9 protein-coding genes are annotated in these 16,637 nt (G+C 46.1%); 7 read left to right on the forward strand and 2 right to left on the reverse strand.

Features of this window, described 5'->3' with window-relative positions:
• Positions 1–153 precede the first annotated feature (153 nt).
• From BGP75_RS04585 to BGP75_RS04600, 4 genes are all read left to right on the forward strand, one after another.
• Positions 154–2,175: a serine/threonine-protein kinase gene (locus BGP75_RS04585; RefSeq protein ID WP_076715688.1), complete on the forward strand. Its 2,022-nt coding sequence runs from the start codon at positions 154–156 to the stop codon at positions 2,173–2,175.
• A gap of 320 nt (positions 2,176–2,495) precedes the next feature.
• Positions 2,496–4,622 carry a serine/threonine-protein kinase gene (locus tag BGP75_RS04590; RefSeq protein WP_076715691.1) on the forward strand — a complete coding sequence of 709 codons (2,127 nt, stop codon included), beginning with the start codon at positions 2,496–2,498 and terminating at the stop codon, positions 4,620–4,622.
• Between the two features lie 94 nt (positions 4,623–4,716).
• Complete coding sequence (locus tag BGP75_RS04595; protein WP_143820975.1) at positions 4,717–5,856, forward strand: polysaccharide deacetylase family protein; 1,140 nt, start codon at positions 4,717–4,719, stop codon at positions 5,854–5,856.
• Positions 5,856–6,986 (forward strand): lipopolysaccharide assembly protein LapB, encoded by a 1,131-nt coding sequence (locus tag BGP75_RS04600; RefSeq protein WP_076715697.1) that lies wholly within the window; start codon positions 5,856–5,858, stop codon positions 6,984–6,986. The genes BGP75_RS04595 and BGP75_RS04600 overlap by 1 nt, the downstream gene beginning before the upstream one ends.
• A gap of 75 nt (positions 6,987–7,061) precedes the next feature.
• Here the strand turns inward: BGP75_RS04600 and BGP75_RS04605 are convergent, their stop codons facing one another.
• The gene (locus tag BGP75_RS04605; protein WP_076715700.1) at positions 7,062–8,399 is read right to left on the reverse strand and encodes a LysM domain-containing protein; all 1,338 of its coding nucleotides are present in this window, start codon (positions 8,397–8,399) and stop codon (positions 7,062–7,064) included.
• A 424-nt stretch (positions 8,400–8,823) separates the two neighbouring features.
• On the opposite strand from BGP75_RS04605, the gene BGP75_RS04610 reads away from it, so the two are divergent.
• Positions 8,824–11,571: a caspase family protein gene (locus BGP75_RS04610; protein ID WP_076715703.1), complete on the forward strand. Its 2,748-nt coding sequence runs from the start codon at positions 8,824–8,826 to the stop codon at positions 11,569–11,571.
• 159 nt (positions 11,572–11,730) lie between these two features.
• The gene (locus BGP75_RS04615) at positions 11,731–13,077 is read left to right on the forward strand and encodes a serine/threonine-protein kinase (protein WP_076715706.1); all 1,347 of its coding nucleotides are present in this window, start codon (positions 11,731–11,733) and stop codon (positions 13,075–13,077) included.
• 7 nt (positions 13,078–13,084) lie between these two features.
• Here BGP75_RS04615 and BGP75_RS04620 read toward each other — a convergent pair whose 3' ends face one another.
• The gene (locus BGP75_RS04620) at positions 13,085–13,726 is read right to left on the reverse strand and encodes an alpha/beta fold hydrolase (RefSeq protein ID WP_158070062.1); all 642 of its coding nucleotides are present in this window, start codon (positions 13,724–13,726) and stop codon (positions 13,085–13,087) included.
• Between the two features lie 451 nt (positions 13,727–14,177).
• Here BGP75_RS04620 and BGP75_RS04625 point away from each other — a divergent pair.
• Positions 14,178–16,637, forward strand: a 2,460-nt coding sequence (locus BGP75_RS04625) for a Calx-beta domain-containing protein (protein ID WP_198939267.1), incomplete at its 3' end; no start/stop codon positions are given.

Consider the following 16,637-nt stretch of genomic DNA (forward strand, 5'->3'; position numbering starts at 1 on the left):
TTCTTGATAAATCAGTTTCCAGTGATTGTTAATATTGATACCGGTGCTTTACATTTATGATCTTGTTACGATAAAAGTGCTGATTTCGGTACACTTGCTATAAATATATCGCTGATACTTGGCGTTGATAAACCGAATGACTAGGACTAGGCCATGGATTCTAAACTGAGCGATATCGGTCGCTACCGCATAGAAGGTGAATTGGGCTCAGGGGCAATGGCCGATGTCTATCGGGCATACGATACTGAAATTCACCGGGTTGTGGCGATTAAGGTATTGAAGGAAGCCAACCGTCAGGATGATGAATATTACAGTCGATTTCTGACAGAAGCCAAGGCTGCAGGTATTCTCACTCATCCACATATTGTTACGGTTTACGATGTGGGGGTTTTCGAGGACAAGCCTTATATAGTTATGGAGTTAGTGGAAGGAGAGACTCTAAGCAAGAGACTGGAAAAAGGAGAGAAATTCAGCATCCGTGAGATTATCGATATTTTCCGTCAGCTGACAGACGCGCTTTATTATGCCCATCAAAATGGCATCGTTCACCGGGATATTAAGCCAGATAATATACTGTTCAGCTCTGATGGTGGAGCGGTGAAGCTTGCTGATTTTGGTACGGCTCATCGTGAAGGTGGACAGGATGCAGAAAAAACCCAGATTGGGATGTTGTTGGGCACGCCTCGTTATATGTCACCTGAACAGGCTGCTGGTGAGCGTCTGGATGGTCGTTCTGATCTGTTTTCTCTCGGTGTCGTGCTTTACGAATTACTGACAGGTGAAAAAGCCTTCAAGTCCCCAACCGTTGCGACTCTAATTGTACAGATAACCAGTGAACAACCTGAATTGTTGAATAAATTACCCGCAGAGGTTCCCCGGGGCGTCAAGCACCTTCTAAGTCGTTTGCTGGAAAAAGATCCTGCAAAGCGGCCTCCCAGCGGCAAAGAAGTGATTGATGTTCTTAACTGGGAATTGGAGGCGTTAATCGCTGAGCAGGATAGAAAGCAACAAAAGTTCCTGCCGCTCTATGTCAAATGGACACTGATGATCGGCACCATAATCACAGTGATTTTGGCGCTCTGTCTTACTGTTGTGCTGAGTCTTCAGACTGATGCCCTTACTGAATATGCCGTTGATTCAGGAAGTTCTCTGGCAAAGTTTATTGCCACTGAGAGTGCGATTCCTGTCTTGGGAGAGGACTGGATTACACTGGAGTCTTTAGTTAATGACGCGAGTAAACGGAACACTTTCCAGTCACTTCTGGTGATGGATCATGAAGGTGTTGTTCGAGCTGCTACTGATCCCAAGATGATTGGTCAGCCACAGCCAATCTCTGAATCTGCTCAAATAGTGCGACGGCAACAGCAACTGGAAGTCAGTAGTGAGTTATTGGCTGATGGTGATATTGTTTTCAACTTCAGCACTCCTATCCTATTTAAAAATACAGAGGTCGGGAGCATCAGTCTTGGTCTGCATCAGGCAGCGCTTGAGCAGATAAAGCAGGTGACCGCTGGATTGGTATTGATGGTTGGTCTAGTGATCGTCGTGTCAGTTGTTGTTCTATTGTTTATTTTTGGACGTGTATATGTTGGACAGTTGCGGGTTCTACGTCGCGCGATGCAGGATTTTAAATCAGGCAGCTTGGATCGACGAATTTCAAGCCGCCGTAAGGACGAAATCGGGGAGCTATTCCAGCTATACAATGGGATGGCAGATCTGATTCAGGAACGACTGCATCTGGGCTCAGATGGCAGGCAGGGAGAGGCGACCAGCAGACAGAATGCCGTGCCTGAAAGCGATACAGATCATTTCAATGCCATCAACTCCAATGAAGCTGAATCGGCGGATGAAGTTGAAAGAGTAGAAGATGACTCAACTCAGGTCTGGAGTGGAGAGGCTGATGAAGATGCCGATCGGACGGCGTTGTTTACCGGTATTGATGTTTCGGATCAGGTCGCTGCTGCTCCAGAAGAAGTCGCTGTAGACCAGCACCAGCCACAGAAAAAAACCGAGGCTTCAGTAGCAGAGAACAGTGATTCGGATGAACAAGCGAATAAAGGAGAAGCTCTGATACCAGATAAGATGGTTGAAGACGATGATGATGACGCAACTCGTTTATGGCAAGTTCCTCCAGAAGATCCCGAATCGAAGAAAGAAGAAGGTAGTAAGGGGTAAGCTTTCCTTTTTTATTAAGCCTGTTTGTTGATGCTCTATGAAGATCGGTTGGCTGTTAATATCCGGTTTTTCATTGCTTGACTGGAATAGCCTTAGGGATTTTTGGCAGATAGCCTGCTTAGAGCAGTTCACTAAATTAGTTATAGCGAAGGTTTGGACCCTCGTGAAGAGGAATGCTATAGTAGGTGCCATTTTCGAGTGAACCCAGCATTAATCAACGGGTGATATTAATCAATTAGCTACGGCGCTGCTCTTGGGGTTCGGGATTGGATGTCTCTTGGATAAAAGAGCTGGCTTGGAGTGGGTACAGGGAAGGAGAAATGGATTTTACATCAAAAGATATTGGTCGCTATCGGGTTGAGTGTTTATTGGGTTCAGGTGCGATGGCTGATGTCTATCGGGCTTACGACACCAAAATTCACCGAGTCGTGGCGATCAAAATTCTTCAGGAAGCGAATTGTAATGATAGTGAGTACTATCATCGTTTTTTGAAAGAAGCGAATGCCGCCGGAATACTCTCACACCCTAATATTGTTACTGTCTATGATGTAGGTGTTCATCAGGACAGGCCCTATATCGTTATGGAACTGATGGAAGGGGAGACTCTGGGGCAGATGCTTGGTAAAGGGCGGAACTTCACCATTGAGCATATCCTCGATATCTTTATGCAGCTGACTGCTGCCTTAGAGTATGCACATCAAAATGGTATCGTTCATCGCGATATAAAGCCTGACAATATTCTTTTCAGCCCGGATGGGGAGACTGTCAAGTTGACAGACTTCGGTATCGCCCATTGTGAGGATAATCATTACTCAGAGAAAACTCAGTTCGGGATGCTGCTTGGGACTCCACGTTACATGTCTCCAGAACAGGCTGCAGGTGAACAGCTGGACGGGCGTTCAGACCTGTTTTCCCTCGGAGTTATCCTTTACGAGCTGTTAACGGGCGAGAAGGCATTTAAGTCACCCACAATTACCGGCCTTATTGTCCAGGTTACCAGTCATCCGCCGGAACTGATCGACAAGCTGTCATCTGATGTTCCTCGTGGAGTCAGGCATATTTTGCGGCGCTTGTTAGAGAAGGACCCTGCTAAAAGGCCTTCCAGTGGCAGGGAAGTGGTTGATGTGCTCCGCTGGGAAACCGAAGCTCTTGTGGCCCAGAGGGCACGAGAGCAGCACAAGTATGTTCCTCTTTACGTCAAATGGACGTTGATGATTAGCGCCATTCTCAGTGTGATCATGGCTGTCAGTCTTTATGCTGTGCTGCGTATTCAAAGTGATGCTCTGACAGAATATGCTGTCGATTCTGGTGTTTCACTGGCCAAGTTTATTGCAACTGAAAGTTCCATTCCGGTATTGGGTGAAGATTGGATTACCCTGGAAACCCTGATTGCTGAGGCTGGTGAGAGAAATACATTTGAATCCTTGGCGGTAGCTGATCACAAGGGAATTGTGCGAGTGGCTACCGATCTGAATATGATTGGACTTCCGCTGGCGGTTCCTGAAATGGTCGAAGTTGTGCAGCGACAGAAGCAGCTTGAGGTTACAAAGGAAACCCTTGAAAGTGGAGCCACGGTATTTAATTTTACTACGCCTATCCTGTTTAACGACACGGCAGTCGGACACATTCGATTGGGCTTGCAACAAAGTGCTTTGGAAGAAATAAAGAGCCTTACCTTGGGTATGGTTTTTCTGGTCGGATTAGTGATACTTGCATCTGTTTTAGTGCTGCTGTTTTTTATTGGTCGGTTGTTCGCCGGGCAGCTTAGAATCCTGCAGAATGCTATGAAGGATTTCAAAGAGGGTAGCGTAGATCGTCGTATCTCCAATACTCGCAGAGATGAAATTGGAGAGCTGTTCCATATGTACAATAATATGGCAGATCAAATACAGGAACGTTTACATAATAATTCTGAAGATCTTGCTGGGGAAGCCCAGGCTGGCACAGTCGCACCTGATGCCGTAAAACAAGTTAACGATTCTCTACAAGTGAATGACTCTCAAAAGGAACAGCAGGTTTCTGGCTTGGATACTGAGCAAAAGGATACTCATGCCCGTGAAGAGCATTCTAGAGGATCTAAGCTGATTAAGGCCAAGCTAGAGGAGGTCAGGTTAAAGGGAGTCGATGCAGATATTACGGAAATTTGCAGCGGTAATGTCAATGAGTTAAAGGTGGCAAATGCTGAGTTGGATTGTGCGGAGTTAGATTGTGCTGAGAAGGAATACTCTGATGAAAAGGATTCAGCTGCTGACAGCCCTGATACAGCCTCTGCTGAAGCAGACAAGCCAGAGTTTCAATTGATTGAGTCGACGAGGTTTATGGCTGATAGCTCAAAACCGGCGCCGGATCCTGATAAAACGGTCCTGTTGAGCTCAGTTGCCGCCAGACGCGTTAACGCTGGGGGAGCGGTTGCTTCATCTGTTTCAGAGGAAAACTTCAAAGATTGAGATAAATTTAGCCACGGAGGGTTATGATGTAAAAAAACAAGCACTAAATGAGGGTTCCTTTGCGTTGGAAGCTCATGAAAGAGATGTAGGCGTTATGAAGCAATTGACGCACAGGCTCCCTGGCGGTAGGTCGATGGGGTCTGGCGAAGGGCGTTCTGGCTGCGAGCAACAGAGCTGTTGTTCTTGGTGGCGTATGCTCAACGGGAAGAATTTGAAAGGGGGAGTTGTCTCCCTGTGTCTGTTTCTTAGTGCATGCGCTTCGGGGTATCAGCCCAAACTTTCGCTATCTGACAATACTGGGCAGGATTCAAGCACACTTCTGTACAGTAGTCGCCAGTTCAAGATTGTTACGGCAAGGCCTGGAGATGATTTTTCCAGTCTCGCTGAGCGTTATTTAGGTAGTGCTGACTACGGGCATCGTATTGAACGGTTAAACCCTCCGCTTTCTGCTGGTGGAGGAGATCTGGTGGCTGTTCCTACTCAGGTAATGAACCAATCTTCTGTGTATTCGCAGGGGTTCAGAACCATTCCTATTCTGTGTTATCACCAGTTTACTGATAAACCGGTTGCCCGGCATCGGCTTGATCTTGCTCGTCATCAATTCAGAAACCAGCTTCAGTACCTTAAAGATAACGGGTTTCAGGTGTTGCGGCTGTCAGAGCTGGAAGCCTATCTACAAGGGAAAGAAGAAATCCCACCGAAATCAGTAGTGCTTACCATTGATGATGGTTATCGTTCTGTTTATAAGGTGGCTTTCCCGCTATTAAAAGAATTTGGCTATCCTGCTACTGTTTTTGTCTACACGGACTTCTTGGGCGGTTCTGCTGCGCTGAGTTGGTCACAGATGAAGGAAATGCATGCATCTGGATTGATCGATATTCAATCGCATTCAAAAAGTCATGCTTCATTTGTCGCAATGGCTGATGAGTCGGTAACTGATAATCAAGAAGACTTTAATGCATGGGCTACTGAGGAGATCAGAGTTCCACGAAAGCTGTTACGAGAGCAACTAGGGCATCCTGTAGATTTATTTTCCTATCCTTACGGCGATAGCTCTAATCAGATGGTCGAGCTGCTTGCCAAGGAGAAGGTTAAATTAGCAGTAACCGTTCAAAAGGGGGGAAATCCAGCGTTTGCGGATCCTCTTCGGTTGCGGCGGACAATGATATTTTCTGATGATGATTTGCCTCGTTTCAAGAAGAAGCTACAAGTTTTTGTGGATACAAAACTCTGATGAGAATTCGGTTTTTTCTGGCAGCATGTTTGTTGCTTCTGTTGACGGGCTGTGGATCTTTTCCATCGAGCGATGGACAGCGGCAGGCGACTCAGGCATTTATCACCTACCACCATTCGATGGCTGTGGCCCATGTTGAAGCCGGGCGTTTATATGAGGCCCGTACGCATTGGCAAATTCTGGCTGCCATGAATTTCAGGGAAGGAATGGTTGATAAGGAGATAGCGCTGCTAGATAAGCTGATTGCCAGGCAGACTAAACCATTGCTTAAAAGAGCAAGGCTGGCTTTAGGCAAAAAGCAATTCAAAAAAGCTCAGCGGGAGTTGTTGCTTGTTTTAAAAGCAAATCCACAAAATGTGCAGGCTATTGAATTACTAAGAGAGCTTTCAGGTATTCAGGTTAACAATGAGCAGCTGACAAAGAATCGAGGTTCGCTAGACACCGCTACTAGACTGGCTCTACCCTCGCCCTCAGCGAACAGAGTGATTAATTCCGGGACAAAGAAATCAGTCAAGGCGGGTATCAAAGAGTCTGAAGGTGGCTCTGTGAAGCTTAGTCGTTCCGAGAATGTTTACGATTCCAGGATCAGCGGTAATGTAAGGGAAAATGTTGGATCAGGAGGCGATGCTGGATCACCTTCAACAGAGACTTTAAGCGCTGAGAAAACAACCAATCTGGGTGATGCAGAAGTAAAAGATCTGGAAAGTTATCATGCGCTTTATCGTCAGAAGCGCTATTTGAACCTGATTGATAAGGTCGAGGCTGAAGACTGGAACGGCCCCATACCCCTCAAGTTGCAAGTCTGGTTATTAAACTCATTTGCGTACTTATCTCAGGATTTGAACGCCGCAGGGCAGTATCGAGGTGCTTTGCGGCTATTGAAGCGGGCGAGCCACTACCCAGATCCGTTGGGAAGGCTTACCAGAATTAAGTCTCAGGCACGTAAACAACTGGCGCAGGAATTATATGTTGAAGGTAAGGCAATACTTCATCGGGATCTGGATCATGCTATAGAACTCTGGGAGCAGGGATTGAGCTATGATGCCGAGGCCTCTGAGCTTCGTTTTGAACTGGAGAAAGCGTACCGCATTCGGACAAACTTAAAGCGGATTGGTAAGGAAGGCAGTTAGTTTAAGGTTGAAAAATTGGGCTGGAATTCCAAGGCATAACGAATGGTATCGTTATGCCTCTGGGTTAACTAATCTTTATTCCTGTAGTTTTGATAGTTTTGCCTTTAGTTCCTCTGCCTGGACGAGTAAGGCTTGAGCCGCGCTATGATTGGGATCTACCTTCAATACCCTCCGCCATAAGGAAATAGCTTTATCCAGTTCTTGTTGTCTGTATGCCACTGATGCCTGACGGTGGTAGCGATCGGCTATGTCTCGCTGTAGAAGAGTGTAGAGTTCAGCGGCGGAGCTGTTGGCTGGATTTAGATCGACACTGCGCTTTAAAGCAGGAAGAGCTTCTTCTTCATTGTTTTGCTTAATTTGCAGCTCAGCAGAAGAGAAATAATATCGGGCAGCCAGTGTCGGATCGCTATTTTCCAGCTCCCGGGCAGCGCGCTGATAAACGTCTATAGCTTTAGCGTTGGTGTCAGCAGTCATTGCGTTCATTTCACGCAGTTGGTCGAGGTTGTCTGCTGCAGAAGAAAAGTTATTCGCTTCCAGGTCTGAATAGAAATTAAACAGCGCATCGCCCCGGCTGTTTTGCGGTGACTCCTCGGGAGTCATCTCGTTGACCATGGCAACTTCGGTATCTTCCTGTTCTGCGGCTATCACTGCCTCTTCATCATCAGGCGCTGTAGATTTGACTGAAATCTCCGTCGACTCTTCGGCATTGTCGGCGGTTATTTCTTCAGTGGTAGTGTCGTCGACTATCCCCTCATTAGAGCTTGCAGTGTCAGCAGAAAGTGGTTTTGACAGCGCTTGTTCTTCTAAATCAGTTTTTTGTTCATCTGAGAGATCTGCTGAAATCTCAATGGACTCTTCTTCAACTGTTGACTTGTTTTCTTCAGTCTTGCTGCTTTGGGAAAGTGCTGCTTTTGATTGGAAGTCCCGTGTTTCTTTTGTTTCAGGAATTCGGATCAACTGACCTTGTTGCAGTTTCGAGGAGTCTGCAATACCGTTAAATTTGGCTAAAGCATAAAACTTGTAGAGGTCACCGAGATAATCCCGGGCCAGGGTGGAAAGAGTCTCTCCACGTTTTAATGTGACTTCAAAAAAGGATTGTGGAAAATAATCTTCTACCGGGGTGTCTATCTGTTGAATTAAGTCTTTTGCCCTCTTGCTCTTCGGTTTCTCCTCCAGATAGGCTTCCAGCTCTACCTTGGCTTCCATTGCCATTCCTTTTTCAAGGTACCCGACGGCAAGTACGAAGCGTTTACCAGGGCTCAGTCCTGGTTTGGCGTAATAGCTTGGTATGACAGGTTCTGGAGTGGGTTCTGGTTCAACAGCCACTGGTTGCGGTTTGCTTTCGTTGCTGACACAAGCTGTCAGGGATAGAACCGCAACAATCGATACCACCAAAATCCATGCTGAATTCACTACTAAATTCCTTTAATCCTATGTGCATTGAAAGGTCTACGTCACAGCTGACCTTGCCTGTTTATTTCCAGAATGGCAATGGGCAAGACTGATTAGAAAGTGTTGATAGACAACTAGTATATATCCCTTAACTAGGTTGTGGCGACCCTCTTGGCAGAAGTTCTATTAATATTGCAAGCCTAATCATCAGAAGTTATCGGTATCTTAAATTACAGGCAGAAGAAGAGTCTCTTGATATTATTTCTTGATATTAATAGTTGTTGCTCTGTTTTTGCACTCGGTGCCTGCTAATTTGCTTATACGTAGTCTAACTCGTTATAGGAAGTACAAATGATTGGTTGCCAGTGAAAGTTTAGGTGATGGAATCTGCAACATCTTGCGCTAAGATGGAGTATAGAACTCAGGACAATATGGAGTATGGTCTATGCGAGATTTTAAATTGCTAAATGTAAAGTCTATGGGATACCGTAGATTTCGCTTATCTCCGTTAACCATATTGCTTTTTATCAGCATTATTCTTACCGGTTGTCGGGAAGCGACAACATTACCTGCGGGTGACACCAGGCTGGCAGCTGTGTCTGCAAATGCCGATGATTTTCTTATCGTTGATTGTCTCTTACCGGGACAAATTAGAAAAATGGGTTCTCAGCTGACATTTTTAACAGCTCGTCGTGCTGTTCGTACTTCCGGTTCTGATTGTGAAATTCGTGGTGGTGAGTATGTTGCCTTCGATCGGGCGAATTATGCGACAGCTCTTAAAATCTGGTTGCCCTTGGCGCAAGAGGGTAATGCTGAGGCACAGACTCATGTTGGGCAAATTTTTGAGAAAGGGCTGGGACAGCATGCTGATTATCAAATGGCTGTTAATTGGTATAGTAAAGCAGCAAAACAGGGCTATTCCCGGGCACAGATTAATTTAGGCCATCTTTATGAAAAAGGACTGGGTGTAAAGCAGGATAAAAAGCGAGCACTGGATTTATATCGCCTGGCGTCAGGCTTAAAGAACGACAAGTTGCTTTACGCTTCAACTCTGAGTGCTTCTTATGTGCCCCGTTCTGATTATCAGGCACTGGAAAGAGACCTGGAACTACATCGTCAAAAAAATGCTGAGTTGCAAAACGAGCTTAATAAAAATCGTAAACAGTTTGCTGCCAATGCAAAACGGCAACAAAGTAATGAACAACGACTGCGACAACAGTTGGCAAAAGTTAAGGCGCTTGGTGCAAGTGTCGCGGCTAGCCCCGCTGCGGCACCAACTGATAATCGGGTGAGTCGCAGGGAGAAGGCGTTGCAGCAGCAGTTGGATAATCTGTTGGCTGAACGTGCCAACCTTAAAAACCAGCTGAAGAGCCTGGGTACACAATCAAAACTGACTCGACAGGACAAGGAAGAAATAAACAGATCCCTTCAGGCCAGTCGAAAAGAGGCTAAAGAGAATAAAATACAGTTGGCTGAAGCACAACGGGAGGTGGATAAAAACAGGGAATTGCTGACAAACTCTAAGCGAGAGATAGAGAAACTTCAGGCGGAAATAGCGTTACAAAAAAGTCTTAACCGCTCAGCTGAACAACAGCAAAAAGTTGATCGGCTGCTGGCAGAGCTGGATAAGCGTCAGCTGGCGCATCAACAAAAGATTGATGACTTCAACGATCTTCAGCGGATTAATAAGGAGCTTTCACGTGAATTGGCAGAAACCAATTTGCGGATACAGCAACAACAGGCCTTGGCTCAGCAACAGGCAGACGCTTCATTAGGGGAAACCGCAAAGCTCCAGTTTCTTCTGGATAACAAGGAAAGCCAGCTAAAGGCTGTGGAAGAAAAGCTTTTGGTCAACCAGGCCACTCTGGAAGTGGCTCATCTTGCCTATCTCAAGAGTGTAGAGCAGTTAACTGAGGAAGGAGAAAAACGGTTTGAAGAAAGCCAGCGTGAGATTGAGCAATTGGCTGAATCATTAGAATCCAGTCGAAGTCAACGCCTTGCTCAGGAGCAACAGATCAATCAATTGAAATGGGAGATTGAATCATTTAAAGATCAGGAGCCGGTTCTGGCATCGACCGGTGCGGCTGAGCAACCAGCAGCACTTGGTGAAGTGCCTTCAATTGAAATAATTGACCCCCCTGTTGTGTTAACCCGGAGTGTACCCACTGTACAGTTGCGGACAAAGTTGCCTGAACGTGAAGTTATCGGCAAGGTCACAGCACCGGCTGGAGTGCTCTCCTTTAGCGTCAATGGAAAAAAATATAACCTCGCAGGTAATAATCTATTTCGGGTCAGTGTGCCTCTGGGGCAAGACAAGAATCCGGTGGATATTGTTGCAATTGACCAGGCTGGTCGTCGAGTCGCGCTTAATTTCTCGATTATAAACCCGCAACCGGGTAACTCTGTTGCCAAGTCCAGTGTCGCCCCTGTGGCTGACACAAGTGGTTTGAATCTTGGGCGCTACTTTGCACTGGTGATTGGAAATAACAACTACGCCAACCTTTCCACGCTGAAAACAGCAATCACTGATGCCAAGGATACTGAGCGGGTTTTACGCACAAAATATGGTTTTCGCACTAAGCTTTTGATTGATGCTGATCGTTATCAGATTTTATCTGCAATGAATGAACTTAGAACAACCTTGAAAGAAAATGACAATTTATTAATCTACTATGCCGGCCATGGAAAGCTTGATAATGCTAATAACCGTAGTTATTGGTTGCCGGTGGAGGCAGAAACCGATAACAGCGCCAATTGGATATCCAGTTCTTCCATTACAGATATGCTAAATGCAATGGCAGCAAAGCACGTAATCGTAGTGGCTGACTCCTGCTATGCGGGTAGTATGACTCAGACCTCCGTTGCGCGTGTCGAGGAGGAACTGCCTCCTGAAATCCGCAAGGAATGGATGCAGGCGATGGCGGATACTCGAGCAAGGGTTATGCTAACTTCCGGAGGAGTGCAGCCGGTACTGGATGGCGGTGGAGGTAAAAACTCAGTTTTCGCTAAAGCGTTTATTAAGGCGCTGCAGTCTAACGACCAAATTATGGAAGGGTTTAATCTTTATTCTCAAATTCTTGATAATGTTCCCGGACAAGCGGCTCAGCTTGGCGAATCACAAATTCCACAGTATGCTCCTATTCACCTGGCCGGACATGAAGCTGGAGAGTTTTTCTTCCGTCCGGTTTTATAATCTAAGTTATGGATGATGGAGTTTGAAATAGCAGCTGTGACAAGGCCAGAATTCAAACAGGCAGATCAGTTTTGAATGCGAGAAGCTCCTTAGGTATCAGTAACATAGATATCATTAGATATCCGTGACTATAGCTATTCAGGCATTTAGAGGAGCTTTATGGAAGATCGCCGCAGTGAGTTTGGCAAGTATCGAATTGACAGCATTCTGGGTGAAGGGGGTATGGGGGTTGTCTATAAAGGCTATGATCCTCTAATCGCTCGTGTTGTTGCAATCAAGACTATCCATAATAATCTGCTGGAAGGTACGCTAGGGAATGAATTAAGAAATCGTTTTCGGCGTGAAGCTCGAGCTGTTGGTCGTCTGACTCATCAAAATATCATTGCCATTTATGAATATGACGAAGAGAAGGTAGATGGAACTCCTTATTTCGTCATGGAGTTTGTTGAAGGCCGAGAGATTAACGACTGCATTAGGGAAGGTGAGTCTTTTAGTCTAGAGCGGGCAATCGGGATTATTGAGCAGGTATTGTCAGCCTTAGGTTATGCACACTCATTGGGGGTTATTCATCGGGATATTAAACCTGCGAATATTATCCTGCTGGAGAATGACCGGGTAAAAATAGCAGATTTTGGTATTGCTCGGGTACAGGATCTTGATGCAACACAGCTGGGCAAGACTCGTTTAAAAAATCCTGATTTGACTCAGGCCGGAATGGTGTTAGGCAGTCCTCGTTATATGTCTCCTGAACAGTGCTTAGGGCGGGAAGTCGATCCTCGGTCTGATCTGTACTCCACAGCCCTGGTGCTTTACGAACTGGTTACCGGCACTAAAGCATTTTCCGGGCGCAGTGCCCACAATCTGGCAGAACGTCTGCAAAACCCGATTCCTCCTGCGCCTAAAACAGACGATCCCAAGGTCCTTAATCTTTACAACCGAGTACTAAAGAAGGCTTTGGCCAAAGAGCCTGACGACCGCTATCAGAGCGCGGAGGCGTTTGTTGATGCTTTGAGATCCTTTGCCGCCCCAGGTCGGCGGCCTTCTGGTGCCAATGTACCTTGGCGTTGGGCTGCGGGTGCTGCTGTGCTACTGGTGGCTGGTTTGTCGGGTTGGTTTTGGATGGAGCAGGGGACTGGGGAGTATGTACCGCCAGCCGCTATTATCGATACCAGTAAGCAAGTTGAGCCTTTAAGCCCAGAGCAGGAAAAGAAAGTCACTCGCCTGTTACGAGTGGCTAAGACTCATATACTTGTTGGTCGATTGGTTTCTCCAATGGGAAGCAATGCTTACTATGCGTTTAATTTGGTTCAGCAGATTGATCCGCGAAATCAGGAGGCTGCCAACGGTATCCGCACAATTTCAGTAAAACTTGAGCAGCAGATAGAGCAATTAATAAAAGATGGCAAAAAGGATAAAGCACAGGACTTGATTACTGAGGGACTCAAGTATTTTCCAAATCATCCGGCCTTGGAGCGGATAAATCAGACCTTTGAAAAAAATGGCTGACTTCCGCTTATTGGTTATTTAAATGGAGTTTAATCTGTTGGTCTATTTTTTTTAACAGGCTTGGCCATTGTGATTCCCAACAGCAATGATGGTCAAAATCACTGATGCTGATCAGAGTAGCCTGGTGTTGTTTTTCGACAAAACCTTCAATTAATGATATTGGAATATTGCTATCTTTTATTCCTGCAAAGTGAATCTGGGCGATTTTGGGATCAAGAGCTGGTTTGGTCATTGGGTTCATGGAGCCAGCAAGCGGTGTATAGTTATGATGCTTTGCCCAAAGCTCAATATCCAGGTTGCCTGCGAGTGTGGCAACGGCAATGACAGGGACCGTTTTTGAGGTGCTTAACTTCATGGCGATTAGCATTGCTAAAGTCCCTCCGCCACTATGACCAATAAGAACAACTCCAGAGTGGGGGTTGTGTTCTAAGTAATTTTCGATGGCTGCTGTCATACTGCTGACAACAACTTCTGAATAGCGCTTATGAGTCCAGAGTTGTTTTGAGCAGCTTTTGGCAGGCTGGATTCCGTTATAGCAGGGACGACCCAGATAGAGAGACGAATAAGAATCCTTCATCATCATTCTTAGCATTATCGGGTCCAAAGACGTAGGATCTGAGGCTTTAAGGGTGGGGGTTAGCCAAGGCATTCCATCACCTTCTAAATAGACATGCAGGCGCTCTTTGTTCCCTCTCTGTGTGTAGCTACGAAGTTGATAGTTTTTTCCGGTTAGTAGGACTTCGTTGCTGCCTAATGTCCAAGCTAGCTGCTTCAGGGACTCGCTCGGCGTCGAGCAAGCTCCCAATATTAATGCTATTTCGAATAATGATGCTAATTTCACTAAAGTTTTAAAATGGGTGAAAACCCTATGTGTGTTGTGTTTTTTAGCCATTTTCTGGGTGTTCAATACTTAGGGATGGTGATTTCCTTGATGCTTGGACTATGCTCTCCAATCTCCTATGTTTCAAGATCTCCTTGCTTATCTGGAGAGTGTTTGCGATATTTAGTCACTGTACGCTGTGGGCTATTTCATGGAAGGGCACAGGCACCAAATTTCTCTGAAATAGAATTTCTACAGAAAAATATTGAAGGGGAATAAAATGTCATTTCCACGGAGTTTCACCGCGGTTCGTCGGCTGCGGGCTGCGTTTGTTAGTCGTTTTTCTCGTAAACGGAATTTAGTTCAGATTGAATCATCAACAGAAAATCTATCGGAAAGTTTGGTTACTCCTCAATATCGCTTTCTGTCCTTATTCTCTCTCTTTGCAGCAGTTGCAGCAGTTGCAGCATTATTTGCATTTGCTGGTACTGCTCAGGCTAGTTTCTCTTATACGGCTTCACCTTCACAGAGTCCTGCTAATCCAGTAGAGACCGGAACCAAAGTAATTTATACCCTACAGGGAGTGGCCGATGGCAACGGTGTTACTAAGGTTGATATTTTTATAAATGTCGATGGCAGTAACCAGACTGCTTCCTTTGCCAGTGAGAATCCGAACTGTACATTCACTTCCCCGTTCTTTACTTGCCAAAGTCTTTCCCCTTTTAGTAATGAAGTTTATCGATTTAGCTGGGATGCTCCCGTCGGTACTTCAAATATAGAGTTCGAAGCTTTCTGTGAACACACTGATGAGTCCGATTGTACTGGTGGTACCACTTCAACTTCCACTCAAGCCGTTGATCCTTCACCTGGAGTTCTTGCCCTTAGTAGTCAGTCGCTTACTGTGAATGAAGGTAATGGTTCGTTTTCAGTTACAGTGACTCGTAGCGGCGGAGATGCTGGTTCAGCCTCGATTGATATTGCGACAGCTGATGGAACGGCAGTTGACGGTAGTGATTATTCAGCGACAAGTACAACCCTGACTTGGAATGATGGAGAATCTGGTTCAAAAAGTGTACAGGTGAACCTTATTGACGACAGTATCAGTGAGTCCGATGAAGGATTAGAGGTCAATCTTAGCAATGCTCAGGGAGCCACCCTCGGTAGCCCTGCTCAAGCGATAATTACTGTTGAGGATAATGATGCCCCTCCAGGAGAAATAAGAGTAGAAAATAGCCAATTGACGGTAAATGAAGATATTGGTAATGCAACGCTAACGGTTAGTCGTGTTAACGGCTCTGCTGGAACAGTATCCCTGACTATCACCGCTGTGAGCGGAGGAACGGCAACAAATAGTGTTGATTACCTGTTCTCAAGTGGAGTATTACAGTGGGCTGATGGAGAAGAGGGCTCCAAGAGCATTACTATTGGAATAGTTGATGATAATCAGGTGGAAGCCGACGAAACCATCCCGCTGCTGTTTGATGTTGCTGAATTCCAGATCTCTGATAGCAATGTCACTATGACCATCGTCGACAATGATTCCGTTCCCGGGACCATACAGTTTGTCAGTAGTGAAGCATCAGTGAATGAAGCTGCTGGAACCGTTTCAATTCAGGTCTCTCGTAGTGATGGAAGTACAGGGGCTGCTACTGTTAATGTATCGTCAGTAGCGGGTAGCGCCACTGCTGATGTCGACTATACATCCGTGAGTTCTCTGCTTTCCTGGGCAGACGGTGAGTCTGGTGAAAAAACGGTGGAGATTTCTGTTCTTGATGATTTGCTGATCGAAGGCAGTGAAACTATCAACTTGGAGTTGAGTGACGTTACCGGAGCAAGCCTTGGAACCCCCACAACAGCCACAGTGACCATTAGCGATGATGATGAAGTCAGTACTCTGCAGATCAGCAGTATCCCTGATAATGTTGCTGAGGGTGATGGTTCCTTCACTGTTTCCGTTAGTCGTGAGGGTGGCAGTGAAGGAGCTGCACAGGTTTCGATTACCACTGCCGGTAGCGCAGTAGCCGGATCGGATTACAGTACTGATACAACCTTACTTAGCTGGGCTGACGGTGAATCCGGTGTTAAAAATCTGGTTATTACACTGGTTGATGACTCTGAACTCGAAGGAGATGAAACCCTGGAGATTCAACTCAGTAATGTTCAAGGAGCCGATCTCGGATCTCCAGCATCGGGTACTATCTCCATTCTGGATAATGAAATTGATCTGGGTTCCGTTCAGTTTGACGCGGCTGCTGTAAGCGTCAATGAGAGCGATGGGACTGCGACTCTATCAGTGAATCGCACCGGCTCTTCGGGGGCTGCTTCGGTAGACGTTTCTGTCACGGGAGGTTCTGCGGCTGGCGGAGAGGATTATGATTTTTCCGGTACAACGCTAAGCTGGGCTAATGGTGAGTCGGGTAGTAAGAGCTTTACGGTTTCACTGACGAATGATGACAGCGCTGAAGAGAATGAAACCCTAACCCTAAACCTGTCGAATCCCAGTGATGGCTTGTCAGTGGGGGCTATCAGCAGTTCAACCCTGACCATACAGGATGATGATTCTGGCTTGAATCCGATTGAGGAAGCGATGAAAGGGATTGCTAATGGTGATCCTCAGCGAGAGGCCGTCGCACAGAGTATTGCGACGATCTGTCCACAGGGTGTTGCTGAAACTCAGCTGCAAAATGACTGTAATGCGTTAGTCGGTAGTGCACTGAGTGATGACGGCAATGTGAATGCC

The organism is Motiliproteus sp. MSK22-1 (assembly GCF_001968815.1).
In the GTDB taxonomy this organism is placed as follows: Bacteria; Pseudomonadota; Gammaproteobacteria; order Pseudomonadales; family Balneatricaceae; genus Motiliproteus.